The 14437-nt window shown below is 36.3% G+C and carries 9 protein-coding genes; 4 read left to right on the forward strand and 5 right to left on the reverse strand.

What is annotated here, in order from left to right:
• Positions 1 to 144: 144 nt before the first annotated feature.
• Positions 145 to 1200, reverse strand: a complete 1056-nt coding sequence (locus G7Y57_RS12725) for a class I fructose-bisphosphate aldolase (RefSeq protein WP_165024657.1) — start codon at positions 1198 to 1200, stop codon at positions 145 to 147.
• Between the two features lie 221 nt (positions 1201 to 1421).
• Between G7Y57_RS12725 and G7Y57_RS12730 the strand changes: the two genes are divergently transcribed.
• A complete protein-coding gene (locus G7Y57_RS12730; RefSeq protein ID WP_165024660.1) occupies positions 1422 to 3155 on the forward strand; it encodes a phosphoenolpyruvate carboxykinase in 1734 nt (577 codons plus the stop codon).
• Positions 3156 to 3315: 160 nt separating this feature from the next.
• Here the strand turns inward: G7Y57_RS12730 and G7Y57_RS12735 are convergent, their stop codons facing one another.
• Positions 3316 to 4857 (reverse strand): flotillin family protein, encoded by a 1542-nt coding sequence (locus G7Y57_RS12735; RefSeq protein WP_165024662.1) that lies wholly within the window; start codon positions 4855 to 4857, stop codon positions 3316 to 3318.
• Between the two features lie 42 nt (positions 4858 to 4899).
• Complete coding sequence (locus tag G7Y57_RS12740) at positions 4900 to 5472, reverse strand: NfeD family protein (RefSeq protein WP_165024665.1); 573 nt, start codon at positions 5470 to 5472, stop codon at positions 4900 to 4902.
• Positions 5473 to 5783: 311 nt separating this feature from the next.
• Here G7Y57_RS12740 and G7Y57_RS12745 point away from each other — a divergent pair, with 311 nt between their 5' ends.
• Together G7Y57_RS12745 and pheT are read left to right on the forward strand one after the other, a co-directional pair.
• The gene (locus tag G7Y57_RS12745; protein ID WP_165024667.1) at positions 5784 to 7361 is read left to right on the forward strand and encodes a hypothetical protein; all 1578 of its coding nucleotides are present in this window, start codon (positions 5784 to 5786) and stop codon (positions 7359 to 7361) included.
• A gap of 184 nt (positions 7362 to 7545) precedes the next feature.
• Positions 7546 to 10011: a phenylalanine--tRNA ligase subunit beta gene (pheT, locus tag G7Y57_RS12750; RefSeq protein WP_165024670.1), complete on the forward strand. Its 2466-nt coding sequence runs from the start codon at positions 7546 to 7548 to the stop codon at positions 10009 to 10011.
• 74 nt (positions 10012 to 10085) lie between these two features.
• Here pheT and G7Y57_RS12755 read toward each other — a convergent pair whose 3' ends face one another.
• Both G7Y57_RS12755 and dnaK read right to left on the reverse strand, forming a co-directional pair.
• Positions 10086 to 10718, reverse strand: coding sequence for a DUF4377 domain-containing protein (locus tag G7Y57_RS12755; protein WP_165024673.1), 633 nt, complete (start codon positions 10716 to 10718; stop codon positions 10086 to 10088).
• A 122-nt stretch (positions 10719 to 10840) separates the two neighbouring features.
• Positions 10841 to 12742 (reverse strand): molecular chaperone DnaK, encoded by a 1902-nt coding sequence (dnaK, locus tag G7Y57_RS12760; protein ID WP_165024675.1) that lies wholly within the window; start codon positions 12740 to 12742, stop codon positions 10841 to 10843.
• A gap of 423 nt (positions 12743 to 13165) precedes the next feature.
• Between dnaK and G7Y57_RS12765 the strand changes: the two genes are divergently transcribed.
• On the forward strand, positions 13166 to 14434 hold the full coding sequence (locus tag G7Y57_RS12765) for a replication-associated recombination protein A (protein ID WP_165024678.1): 1269 nt from the start codon (positions 13166 to 13168) through the stop codon (positions 14432 to 14434).
• Positions 14435 to 14437 lie beyond the last annotated feature (3 nt).

Consider the following 14437-nt stretch of genomic DNA (forward strand, 5'->3'; position numbering starts at 1 on the left):
ACCGGTTAATGATAGCAATTGCTTTGGAGCTTTTCGAATCTTGTCGTATTTCATGTGTGATTACTAAATCACAAAAGTATGTAAAAAAACGCTTTAATAAACTATTAAATATAAACTCTATTAAATAAATCTCGTCAATCTTATTTATGCCAAAGTTATGCTATCATCCAAATAAACATCTTGAATAGTATGAATAAGTTCTATACCGTCTTTCATTGGCTTTTGAAATGCTTTACGTCCACAGATCAACCCCATACCTCCCGCGCGTTTATTTACAACAGCAGTAAATACAGCATCCTTAAGATCCGAAGAACCATGAGATTCTCCACCAGAGTTTATCAATCCTGCACGTCCCATGTAGCCATTCGCTACCTGATAACGACAAAGATCGATTGGATGATTGGTCGATAATTCCGTATACATACGAGGATCAGACTTACCAAAGTTAATTGCAGTAAATCCACCATTATTTGTAGGTAATTTTTGTTTCACTATATCTGCTTTTATAGTTACTCCCAGATGGTTTGCTTGTCCGGTAAGATCTGCAGCAGAATCATAATCCACACCATCTTTCTTAAATCCACTATTTCTTAAATAGCACCAAAGAATAGTTGCCATACCTAGCTCGTGAGCATATTCGAAAGCTTTAGCTACATCTACAATTTGGCGCCTGCTTTCAGGCGAACCAAAATAAATCGTAGCACCAACAGCGGCAGCTCCCATATTCCATGCATCCTTAATTGTACCAAACATTATCTGATCATACGAGTTAGGGTAGGATAGAAGCTCATTGTGATTGATCTTAACCACAAAAGGAATTTTATGAGCATATTTACGAGCTACTGAACCTAATACCCCATAAGTCGACGCAACTGCATTACAATCAGCCTCAATAGCAAGTTTTACAATGTTTTCAGGATCAAAATATATAGGATTAGGAGCGAACGAAGCACCTGCTGAGTGTTCTATTCCTTGATCGATAGGTAAAATTGATAAGTATCCGGTACCGGCCAAACGCCCATGTCCGAATAAACGCTGCAAACTGTTAAGTGTCGGTATGTTTCGATCCGAATTAATCCAAATGTCATCGATTACATTCGATTGAGGAGCATGAATTAACGACTTATCTATAGTCTTACAAACATGGTTTAATAACGATTCACTTTGATCTCCCAGTAGTGTAGAAATTTTTGAAGCCATAACTATTTAGTTTTAGATTTGTGATATAAAGAGTAAACAAGTAGTCAGTCGAATTAGTTTTGAAATAAGGATTATATGGCATATTTTAAAACAAAAATTAACGAACGGGCTTATTTAAAACGAATCAAAATAACTCCAAAAATAAAATATTTCGCTATCTTTGCTAAGATTTGGGGAATAAGATTTCTTCTTAATATTAATTTAACCAGATATATTACATTATGTTACATGAATTTACACTTTCACGTGGAAGAGCAATGATCAATTTTACATTGAAATATTGTGACACAAAACAGAAACTCTTAAATAGTTATGGATTTAGACGCGTTATAGAATCTTTCGTAAAACAAGTATTAAAGAAAGAGGAACAAGTAATCTATGATTATTATATTAAAAACTTCAAATCGGAAGATGATTTAATTGACTCTATTATAGAAGTATTCAAACTATTAACAGTTTTCAGCATAGATGAAGTTGTAGCAGTAGATAATAAATATTCTAAATTCTTTGAAGATAAAGATTTATTTATCGAATTTACAGAACTATTATTTACATATTGGAAAAGACTTGAACGCTATACTGTTGTTCGAAACAATCGCTTAGGTGATGGCTTACAAAGTGTTCGTTTTATCCAAGCTAACGATATGTTTAACGATCTGCTGCTTGCCACATTCCGTAGAATACAAGAAACGATAAATGGTCATGAAACCAGAGTTTATCGCCAGATGACAGCCGGTGCAAATGCAGGACTTACTCTTAACGAAGTAAACTGGAATTGCCCGATAGAATATAAAGGTTTGACATCAATACCTTTTATTAGTACCGTAGTATTCCAACCACCGTTCATCTCTTATACTAAGAAAAATACACGAGATGGTATCTTCCAAGAACATCAACAAAATCCATTAGAGAATATTGTACTTAACGAAGATGACTGGTTTGTATTTCCTGCAAAAGTAGGAAGCATGCTTACTTTCGTTTATTTCCACAAGGACTTTATGGTTCATGGAATCGGTTTAGCTAACCTTTTCGAACTAGCTAAAGAAAGTGAATATATTGGCAAAAAACCAGATATCATTTACGTATTTGGCTATCCTGATGGAGAAGAAGAAAAACGTACATTCTACTATAAAGATAAAAAGAATGACATCCTTATCGGATATGCTAATTATTGCGACGATATCGACTATTTCGGTTATATGAAGAAAATGCTTTTAACACTTCACAATGTGAAACAAATAGAGCAAAACCGTCTTCCTATTCATGGTGCTATGGTTAATATCGTTCTTAAGAATGGTAAAGAATCTAACATCATTATTATGGGTGATAGCGGTGCCGGAAAATCAGAAAGTCTTGAAGCATTCCGTACATTAAACGAAAATTATATCCGCCATATGCGAATCATTTTCGATGATATGGGATATCTTAAGAAAGAAGAAGATGGTTCAATAAAAGGATATGGAACTGAAATCGGTGCATTTGTACGTGTTGACGACCTTGACCCTGCATATGCTTTTGAGCAATTGGATAGAGGTGTATATACCAATATGGATCAAATAAATGCACGTGTGACTATTCCGATTTCTACTTACGAGATCATCTCAAGAGGCTATCCTATCGACTACTTCTTATATGCTAACAATTACAACGAAGCTGAGAAGAAAATCCTTATATACGATAGTCTAGAAAAATCTATTCCGATTTTTGAAGATGGGGCACGTAAAGCTAAAGGAACAACAACAGAAAAAGGTCTTGTAAAATCATATTTTGCAAATCCGTTTGGTCCGGTTCAAGAGCAAGCTGAAACAGAAGTTCTTGTACGCTCTTACTTCAAGGACATGAAAGATGCAGGTGTTAAAATAGGAGAGATACATACTTCACTTGCTATTGATGGCAAAGCTAAAGATGGTCCTAGATTAGCAGCTGAAGAACTATTCTCGTTGATTAATGAGTAATTAGACAATTATATAAAAAAATAAGGGTTACCTATATAGGTAACCCTTATTTTTTTATCAACTGCACCGTACCTAAACAATGTAACAACAGGATGAAAACCACATATAAAAAAGCAGGGATACCAATATGATACCCCTGCTTCTATATTAAAATAAACTATTATTTATCCTTCTTTTTATCTTCTTTCACCTCTTCTGCAGGAGCTAAAGGAATAGTTATGCCATTCTTTTCTGAGTTACCTTTCAGATACGAAGGGAGATTCAATCCAGCCATGTTGAACAAATCATTCAATGGAGGAACAGACTTCATAAGACCCGACATAAAGTTGGCTGTACTAGTATTTCCATTATCAGCACCATTTCCCGAATCCCATACAGTAATCTTATCAATCTTAATATTCTTAATAGCTTCCACCTGTGTTTTAACCAACTCAGGAAGTTTCTCTATTAACAGTAATTGATAAGCAGCAACAGGATCACCACCTGCGGCACCTACCACATCTTTATAACCTTGAGCTTGTTTAGTCAATATTTCGAATAGACCACGAGCTTCTGCATCCATCTTAGCATAAATAGCATCTGCTTCTCCGCGTGCTTTCTCACGAATTTGCTCTGCTTGAGCTTGTGCCTCGATAATAGCTTTTTGTTTCTCTATCTCTGCAGGAACTACCACATTCGCAATCTGAGTCGAACGCTCTCTTTCCGAACGGGCAAGCTCTGCCTTTTGCTCGGCAACATAAGCCTCTTCAAGAGCTTTCGCTTGTTGTACTTTTTCTGCTGAAACCGCAACACGTGCTGCTTCTGCTTCTTTTTCACGTCTTAAAGCATCTGAACCTGCAATTTCGATCTTAGATTCATTTTCACCTTTCACCGCAATAGCATTTGCTTCTGCTGTCTTAACACGAGTATCTCTGGTTGCTTCTGCTTTACCAATAGACTCATCTCTGGCAGCAGCAGCAATACTCACTTCTCTATCTTTTTGTGTAATGGCAATCTTAACATCGCGATCTCTATGAGTTTCAGCAATTTGAACATCACGTTCACGATCGGCCATTGCCTTACCAGTTTCTCCTATTTTTTCTTGCTCAGCTACACTAATTTTCGCTTCATTAATGGCTTTTGCAGCAGCTTCTTTTCCCAGAGCATCAATATAACCCGATTCGTCATTAATATCGGTAACGTTTACGTTTATCAGCTTCAAACCAATTTTACGTAATTCTGTATCAACATTTTTAGATATATTGTCTAGAAATTTATCACGATCCGAATTGATCTCTTCAATCATCATCGTTGCAATAACAAGACGTAATTGTCCAAATAATATATCTTTCGCCAATTCTTGAATTTGAGCCGTAGCCAATCCTAATAATCTTTCGGCAGCATTATTCATATTTTCCTTTTCTGTCGAAATGGCAATAGTAAATCGACAAGGTACATCGACACGTATATTCTGTTTACTCAGCGCACTCGTCAGATTTGCTTCTATAGAAATAGGCTTCAAATCTAAATAGGCAAAATCTTGAATAACAGGCATAATAAATGCACCTCCTCCATGTATACACTTTGCAGAGGCTCCACCTGTTTTCCCGTAAACAACTAGTATTTTGTCCGATGGACAGCGTTTATACCTTGACACCATAGCCGAGATTAGCACAAAAAGGACTACCGCAGCTACAGCGATTAAAATAATTTCATTTGGCATGTTTGTTTAAGTTTTAAATTGTTTATGATTGTTTTTGTTGATTTAAATCATTGGGCTAACAATAAGTATATTGTTATTTACACCTGTTATCTTCACAAGAGTACCGGGTCTTAGGGCTTCTTCATTCGAAGTCACTGCCTCCAACTCGTGCATTGCCCCTTTCACACTGATAGATACCTTACCTTTACCTGATTTGCCAGCAGGAATTGTAGTATATACTTCTGCTGTTTTATCTATTGTATCATCAATATTAAATGAATTATCTTCTGCCAATCTCATCAGGCTTTTCATTACAAGAAAAAATATTGCAATAAATATCATCCCTACAACAAGAGCAATAGCACCCAGCAACACATTACTACCGATTACACCATACAGAGAAACTCCGGTCCAACCAAACCCGAGAAAGAAGTTGATTAAATTACGAAGCGAAAAAAGCTGGAAAGGATGGTCTACACTATCCAAATTGCCTTCAAACTCAGCATCTACCCCCGAGTCCGAGTCCGCACCTATAAAGGTCATAATTGTCTGAATAACAAATATGATGCTTGCCCCTATAGCAACATACCAGTAAAAGCGCTCTGTAGGCTCCATGACGTCGAAAAATTCTTTCATATAAGTATTTTATTTTAGGTAAATAGCTTTATACAAAACTAAGAATTTTTTTCGAACCTGTACCTTAGTCCATAACTTTTTATTACCTTTATCTTATTACAACATAATATAAGGATATACTTATAAAAAATAAAAAGATCTCAACAGCAATAAAAAGACGTAATTATTTTTTTAAAAATTGAACTTAATGGGCGATATATATGTTAAATTCATAAATAAACTTTAACTAATATCAAATTGAAAAAATAAAAACATACTCACATTCACAAAATGTATTTAGATAATAAACTTCAAAAAAACTAAGACAAGAAATGTATTCAAAAAAGATATTTCTAGTACTGGGTATTGTAGCAGCTACAATATTTCCGCTCGATCTTAGTGCACAAATCACTATTGGTGCAAAAGAAAGTCCTGCTCAGGGCGCTATACTTCAACTGAAAGATGAAGGAGTGTATATTAACGGACAGACCGCAAGTAAAGGTCTGGGTATGCCACGCGTTGCACTTGTTAGCAATTCATCGCTAAAACCTTGTTTAGAAACTGATGTGGAAGCTAACGATGCTAATAATAAAGCATCACACATAGGTTTATGTGTCTATAATGTAGGTGCAGAAAATACAGCATCTGCTGAAACTCAACTATGCAAAGGACTTCATGTTTGGAATGGACAAAAATGGACCCCACTGAAGCCTTATCCTGCTCCTAATTATAATATATTAGAATGTGGGCCAGGTCCTGATTTTACTATTAATTGTAGTACGATATCCATAAATGGCAGCTATAATTACAATCAAACTCTAAGCTCATCAAATACTGTAACTGTTAGTATTACTTCGCCTAGTAGTGAAGTAGGCAAAAAAATTGTATTAAAAGGATATTCTGAAGGAAACAGCGAGATAACCTTTAGCACGGATGAAGGGATAACCTTAACTGGTGGAACACAAACAGTAACACTTAGAGGATCTGGCACCATTTCATCTTATAATTATAAAGACTTCGTCCTTGTATCCAATAGTAGTAATACAACAAATTCCAATTGCCCTTTTGAGGTGAGAGTTACATTGCCTACATTAAGAATTGTAGGGGTCGGAGCTGAAAACTATCAACCTGCAAGTAAATCTGTCAATTCGAGATCTTACTCGTTAATGAGCAGCGCTGCTGCATTTGGCAGTTCTTCAACTGCTGTAGTGCCCACATCAGGATTTAATTTTGTAAGCTACCAATACCGAAGTGATGCGGAGTGGAATGCCCTTTTTGCTTCAAAACCAGATATTGTAATTAGAAGCTTTGACAATGCTATGAGTAATAATGTATCTGCCACCTTAAAAACATATCTTGAAGCAGGAGGTATATTTATCGACTTAAATGATAACAATAATAAAAGTAATGCCGGAGTAAGAGCATTATATGGCACATCAGCAACTTCTAGCACAGATTCAGGAGGGGCAGGACCGCGTACTATTGAAAATGTAAATGACGAAATAGTAAATGGTCCTTTTTCTAAACCTCTTATCGGTAGTACTCTGGCTGGAAAAACTTGGTTTGAAGACGCTAGTCTAACTCAAGGAATACAGAATGTACCTTTAGATCAGATCATTATATATTCTTATAGCCCAACCAATGGATTGGTTGTAGCTTTTAGAGATAAAAAATTAAATTATTTCTATATTGGTGATGGTGGCTTCTTATCAGGTTATCTTCGTGCTGAAACATGCTGTTATCCTTTCCAAGTGGATAGTAACAACATGCCTATCGCGGCGTATGATGTATATGATGTAAATCAAGTGCGAAACAGATACAACTCATATTTCTTTGCCAACATAATGGCATGGGCTCTGAGACAAGCAACTACCAATGGTATTAATTATTCAAATGGAATTCCTAAATAAATAGTGACAAACCTATATGCATAAGAAGGGATGGATATCGATATCAAGGTATCCATCCCTTTACTTTTGAATAGATAAATTGTTTATCATATAATATTTTTATGTCTTTAGCACAGCATAAGTTTCACACATCTGATATATTTTGTATTTTTGACAAACTTTTTGACTAAAACAACATCATTATATGAATATCTCGTACAATTGGTTGAAAGATTATCTAAAATTTGATTTATCACCAGAAGAAACATCTGCTGCACTAACATCTATCGGGCTCGAAACAGGCGGTATAGATGAAGTAGAAACTGTAAAAGGCGGTCTTGCCGGACTAGTTATAGGAGAAGTATTAACATGTACAGATCATCCCGATTCTGACCATTTGCACATTACAACTGTAAATGTGGGTGAAGTCGAACCTCTACAAATTGTTTGTGGTGCTGCCAATGTAGCCGCCGGACAAAAAGTAGTGGTTGCAACGGTAGGTACTAAACTATATTCGGGTGAAGAATCTTTTACTATTAAAAAATCAAAGATAAGAGGTCAAGAATCTTTTGGTATGATTTGTGCCGAAGACGAAATAGGAATAGGTACAAGCCACGAGGGTATCATTGTTCTTCCTGCTGATGCGAAGGTGGGTACTCTTGCCAAAGATTATTATAATGTAAAAAGCGATTATATACTTGAAGTAGATATCACTCCCAACAGAGTGGATGCAGCATCACACTTTGGTGTAGCACGCGATTTGGCTGCATATCTCAAACAAAATGGCAAGGAATCTACCCTTACAAAGCCTTCCATAGACAGTTTCAAAATTGATATTACTGACGGAGGTATAAAAGTAAAGGTTGAAAATATCGACGCATGTCCTCGTTATACAGGGGTTACTATTAAAGGAATATCTGTAAAAGAAAGCCCTGATTGGTTAAAAGATCGTTTAACAGTTATTGGATTACGACCTATAAATAATATAGTAGATATTACAAATTATGTCCTTCACGAACTGGGGCACCCTCTTCATGCCTTTGATGCAAAATATATCACAGGCGGTGAAGTTATTGTAAAAACATTACCCGAAGGAAGTAAGTTTACAACCCTTGACGAACAAGTACGTACCTTAAGCAACAAAGACCTGATGATCTGTAACGATACGGAGGGCATGTGTATAGGTGGTGTATTCGGTGGTCTAAAATCGGGTGTAACAGAAGAAACTACTGACGTATTCTTAGAATGTGCTTATTTTAACCCTACATGGGTGCGTAAAACAGCCCGACGCCATGGTCTAAGTACTGATTCATCTTTCCGTTTCGAACGTGGCTGCGACCCGAATGATACTCTATACGTACTGAAACGCACAGCGTTGTTAATACAAGAGATAGCAGGAGGACAGATTGCAGGTGATACACAAGATATATATACAAGTCCAATCGCTAAACCTATTGTTGAATTATCGTATCAGAAAGTAAATTCATTGATTGGTAAAATTATAGAAAAAGAGACTGTAAAATCCATATTGAAAAGTCTTGAAATATATATTGAAAAAGAAACTGATGACATTCTTACATTGTCAATCCCCACATACCGTGTGGATGTGTTGCGCGATGTGGATGTGATAGAAGATATCCTTCGTATCTACGGATATAATAATGTTGAGATAGGGGATAACCTTAAATCGAATTTGTCTTATCAAACGCCAAGCGACAAAGGATATAACTTACAAAATATTATATCGGAACAATTGACCGGTAGTGGGTTTAATGAGATAATGAATAACTCTCTTACCAAAGAGTCTTACTATACTGATTCAGTTTCGTTTCCTATCAAAAACTCGGTTTACTTAATCAACCCTTTAAGTATCGATTTAAATGTGATGCGTCAAACACTTCTATTCGGAGGATTGGAAAGCATTGCTTACAACCGCAATCGTAAGAACTCTGATATCAAGTTCTATGAATTTGGAAACTGCTATTTTTACGATGCTGATAAAAAAGTTGAAGGTGAAGCACTAAGAGAATATTCAGAAGAATTTCATTTGGGTATCTGGCTTAGCGGAAACAATGTTAGCAATAGTTGGGCAGCGGCAGATGACAAAACATCTGTATTTCAACTTAAAGCATATGTTGAAAATATATTGACACGCTTAGGCATAGCTTACGGAAAACTTGAGTACAAGCAATTCTCTAGTGATATTTATAGCACTGCTGTAACCATCAAATCTAAAGGAAAAGATAAATTACTGGGTACACTAGGCATCGTTAATAAGAAGGTTTTAAAAACTGTCGATATTAATACCGAAGTCTATTTCGCTGAACTTAACTGGGATGCTTTGATGAAAGAAATTAAGAAACATGCTGTTATATCTTCCGATATATCTAAGTTCCCGTCAGTAAAACGTGATTTAGCCCTACTACTAGATAAGAATGTATTATTTGAAGATATAGAAAAAATAGCTTATAAAGTAGAGCGCAAACTTTTGAAAGATGTTACGCTGTTTGATGTTTATGAGGGCAAAAATCTACCGGAAGGAAAAAAATCATACGCCGTAAATTTTGTTCTTCAGGATGATGAAAAAACATTAAACGACAAACAGATTGATGCAATTATGAAGAAAATGCAGACTACACTCGAAAGTGAGCTGGGTGCACAGTTACGATAAACGACGACATTTGTTAAATATAAAAAGGGGTTTACTTTTAAAGTAAGCCCCTTTTATTTTCGTAGAAATTAATTTTACTGAACTAAATCCATAACGTCAGTTTCGAGCATATAAATGCCTTTGGCATGTGCCGGATGGATATGTTTAGCTTTGAATGCATATTCCCTGCCAACCACGGGTGCAACTTTGGGCGAAGCAATAAGTTCGCAGTAAATGGTATCACCTTCTTTAAATTCAGGTGCAGAAGAACTGGTTACCTCAATTGCTAAAACAGTAGCTCTCATTCTTCCTGCAGCAGCGCCTCTACCTAAATTCTCCGAATCTGATGACAATACTTTACCGGTCCATTGATAGCCTTTTGCAGATGCAATAGAAGCAGGTAGATTAGTAGAAGTTGCAGGTGTTTTCGAAAGCTGCTTTAACATAATATATTTAATTGAAGACGCATCAGCCGGAACATTCTCGAGCTTCTCTTCTTTTACTTCTATTACGTATTCGTTTCCTTCTTCATAATTGAAACCTTCTATATTGGTATAGAAGTATTGCCAATCAGTAGCATTTCCTTTTTTGACTAGCATGCACTTTTGAGGGCCAACGCCAACACAATCGGCACTTTGAGAAGCAATAGTGTATTTAACTGTTTTATTTGAAGTACACGAAGCCATAACGAGTATTAGTGATAATGACAGATAGATTATTTTTTTCATTTTATTATATTTGATTTATATACTAAACAAGCCTAAAACAAAAAAGTTGACTTATTTATTCCAGAAAAACAAAGGGTTACCAAATTGTGGCAACCCTATATTCCTAAATATGTAATGTCTTATTATTTTACTTCTTCGAAGTCAACATCAGTTACATCACCATCATTCGATTGACTTCCTGCATTCCCTGCATCTTGACCCGGATTAGCTCCACCTGCTTGTTGTTGAGCATTGTACATTTCCTCACTCATAGCATGCAACAGCTTGTTCAATTCTTCTATCGCAGTATCGATAGCTGCAATATCCTGAGATTTGTGTGCATCCTTCAATTTACTCAAAGCTCCTTCAATAGGTGCTTTTTTATCTGCAGGAATCTTATCTCCAAGTTCTGTTAATTGTTTTTCAGTTTGAAATATTAATGAATCCGCTTGATTCAATTTATCTACTCTTTCTTTTTCTTTTTGATCAGAATCGGCATTAGCAGCAGCTTCTTCTTTCATACGTTTGATTTCTTCATCACTTAATCCCGATGAAGCTTCGATACGAATAGATTGCTCTTTTCCTGTAGCTTTATCTTTAGCCGATACACTAAGAATACCATTTGCATCGATATCGAATGTTACTTCAATTTGAGGAACGCCACGCGGTGCAGAAGGCAGACCATCAAGATTAAACACTCCGATTTGTTTATTGTCTCTTGCCATCGGACGCTCACCTTGCAATACATTGATTTGTACTGATGGTTGATTGTCTGCAGCAGTAGAGAATGTTTCGCTCTTTTTTGTTGGGATAGTTGTGTTAGACTCTATCAATTTAGTCATCACACCACCCATAGTTTCGATACCCAACGAAAGCGGAGTAACATCTAGCAATAGTATATCTTTTACTTCTCCTGTCAACACACCACCTTGGATAGCAGCACCTACGGCAACTACTTCGTCAGGATTTACACCTTTAGATGGAGCCTTTCCGAAGAATTTCTCAACCTCTGCCTGAATAGCAGGGATACGAGTCGATCCACCAACAAGGATTACTTCGTCAATATCAGAAGCTGTATAACCTGCATCTCTTAATGAGTTACGACAAGGTTCGATACAAGCACGAATCAATTTGTCAGCCAATTGCTCAAATTTAGCACGAGTCAATGTTTTCACCAAATGTTTTGGAATACCATTAACAGGCATAATATAAGGCAAATTGATCTCAGTAGAAGTAGAACTTGAAAGTTCTATTTTTGCTTTTTCAGCAGCTTCTTTCAAACGTTGAAGAGCCATCGGATCTTTACGTAGATCAAGACCTTCGTCTTTCAAGAATTCGTCTGCCAACCAGTCAATTATTACTTGGTCGAAGTCGTCACCACCCAAATGAGTATCACCATTTGTAGATTTCACTTCGAATACACCATCACCTAATTCTAGAATAGAAATATCGAATGTACCACCACCAAGGTCGAATACCGCAATCTTCATATCTTTATGAGCTTTGTCAAGACCATAAGCAAGAGCAGCAGCAGTCGGCTCATTCACAATACGTTGAACTTTAAGACCTGCAATCTCACCGGCTTCTTTAGTTGCCTGACGTTGAGCATCGTTAAAGTATGCAGGTACAGTAATTACTGCATCTGTTACTTCTTGCCCTAAATAATCTTCGGCAGTTTTCTTCATTTTTTGAAGAATCATAGCCGATATTTCTTGTGGAGTATAAAGACGACCATCGATATCTACACGAGGTGTATTATTATCTCCTTTTACTATTTTGTAAGGTACACGAGGGATTTCGTTTTGTGCTTGTTCCCAAGTTTCACCCATCAGTCTCTTTATAGAAGAAACTGTTTTTTCAGGATTAGTTATAGCCTGACGTTTAGCAGGATCACCTATCTTACGTTCTCCACCTTCGATGAATGCAACGATAGATGGTGTAGTTCTTTTTCCTTCGTTGTTTGCGATAACGAGAGGTTCGTTACCTTCTAGTACAGCAACACAAGAGTTTGTTGTACCAAGGTCAATTCCAATTATTTTTCCCATTTCTTTTTATATATTAACTTGTTATTATTCTATTTCTGTCATTTTACCGACATTCTTCATTATTCAAATGCTGTGCCAAAAATGAAATATGACAAAATATGACGATTTGACAGTTTCGTTTTATGAATAAACTATTATCAACTTTATTGCTTTCTAAAGTATATCGAAACAAACAACTGTTAGGTACTGCAGTTGGTTCCAATAATCTATGACAAACTCAAAAAGTTACAAAAGTGACACCTGTTACTTTATTTTAAATTCTCATTTTCTGTTACTTTTTTTACTTATATTTATATCAATAGATAAACTAAAATATAATCCACATGATAACTTATTTAAAATAAGAATTTCATATTTGTTCATTTATCCATTGGCAGATTAACATAAACTTTTTGTATTTTTGAAGAATAATAATATTAGAATATGAGCCAACCATTAGCAGAACGACTACGTCCGCGCAATTTAGACGAATACATCGGGCAGAAGCATCTTGTAGGAGAAGGTGCAGTACTTCGCAAGATGATAGAGTCGGGTAGGGTACCTTCATTTTTGCTGTGGGGACCTCCCGGAGTAGGGAAAACTACGCTGGCACAGATCATAGCCAATACATTGGATACACCATTCTATACACTAAGTGCTATAAATTCTGGAGTTAAAGATGTACGTGAAGTCATAGAGCAAGCAAAGAAAAGTCAGTTTTTCGACACACGCAGTCCGATTTTGTTTATTGACGAAATACATCGTTTCTCCAAATCTCAACAAGATTCGTTACTAGGTGCAGTAGAAACCGGAACTGTAACATTAATAGGTGCTACAACGGAAAATCCATCTTTTGAAGTTATACGCCCGCTCTTGTCACGATGTCAGGTATATGTACTCAAATCGCTAGAGAAAGAAGATCTGGAAGAACTTATGCACCGTGCTATCAGAGAAGATTATATTCTAAAAGAACGTAATATAGAGTTAGAAGAGATTAATGCCTTACTTCGTTTTTCTGGGGGTGATGCCCGTAAGTTATTAAATATACTCGATTTAGTTATCATGGCCGACTTTAGCGACAAGGTCATCATTAATGATAAGATTGTAACCGAACGTTTACAAGAAAATCCTGCTGCTTACGACAAAGGTGGCGAAATGCATTATGACATTATTTCTGCATTTATCAAGTCAATTCGAGGTAGCGATCCTGATGCAGCCATTTATTGGTTAGCCCGTATGGTCGCCGGTGGAGAAGATCCTAAGTTTATTGCCCGACGATTAGTTATTTCGGCTGCCGAAGATATAGGTTTAGCCAATCCAAATGCATTATTATTAGCCAATGCTTGCTTCGACACCTTACAAAAAATAGGATGGCCTGAAGGTCGTATTGTTTTGGCAGAAGCAACTGTTTATCTGGCTACTTCACCTAAAAGTAATTCTGCTTATCTATCAATAGATGAAGCAATAGCAGTTGTAAATGAAACAGGAAATCTGCCTGTGCCATTACATTTACGTAATGCGCCAACTAAGTTAATGAAAGAGCTCGATTATGGCAAAAACTATAAGTACGCTCACGATTTTGAGAACAACTTTGTAGAACAAGATTATGTTCCTAAAGAAATAAAAGGCAGACAGTTCTGGAAACCACAGCCCAATGCTTCGGAAGCTAAGATAGTGGAATGGTTGAAGAAGTTATGGAAGAATAAGTATTGATAG

Origin of the sequence: Dysgonomonas sp. ZJ279 (genome assembly GCF_011039205.1) — a bacterium.
In the GTDB taxonomy this organism is placed as follows: domain Bacteria; phylum Bacteroidota; class Bacteroidia; order Bacteroidales; family Dysgonomonadaceae; genus Dysgonomonas.

Excerpts from the sequence above, each read along its gene's own strand:
- dnaK (WP_165024675.1), bottom strand. The coding sequence starts at position 12,742 with ATGGGAAAAATAATTGGAATTGACCTTGGTACAACAAACTCTTGTGTT.
- G7Y57_RS12740 (WP_165024665.1), bottom strand. The coding sequence starts at position 5,472 with ATGAAAGAATTTTTCGACGTCATGGAGCCTACAGAGCGCTTTTACTGG.
- G7Y57_RS12765 (WP_165024678.1), top strand. The coding sequence starts at position 13,166 with ATGAGCCAACCATTAGCAGAACGACTACGTCCGCGCAATTTAGACGAA.
- G7Y57_RS12735 (WP_165024662.1), bottom strand. The coding sequence starts at position 4,857 with ATGCCAAATGAAATTATTTTAATCGCTGTAGCTGCGGTAGTCCTTTTT.
- pheT (WP_165024670.1), top strand. The coding sequence starts at position 7,546 with ATGAATATCTCGTACAATTGGTTGAAAGATTATCTAAAATTTGATTTA.
- G7Y57_RS12755 (WP_165024673.1), bottom strand. The coding sequence starts at position 10,718 with ATGAAAAAAATAATCTATCTGTCATTATCACTAATACTCGTTATGGCT.
- G7Y57_RS12730 (WP_165024660.1), top strand. The coding sequence starts at position 1,422 with ATGTTACATGAATTTACACTTTCACGTGGAAGAGCAATGATCAATTTT.
- G7Y57_RS12745 (WP_165024667.1), top strand. The coding sequence starts at position 5,784 with ATGTATTCAAAAAAGATATTTCTAGTACTGGGTATTGTAGCAGCTACA.
- G7Y57_RS12725 (WP_165024657.1), bottom strand. The coding sequence starts at position 1,200 with ATGGCTTCAAAAATTTCTACACTACTGGGAGATCAAAGTGAATCGTTA.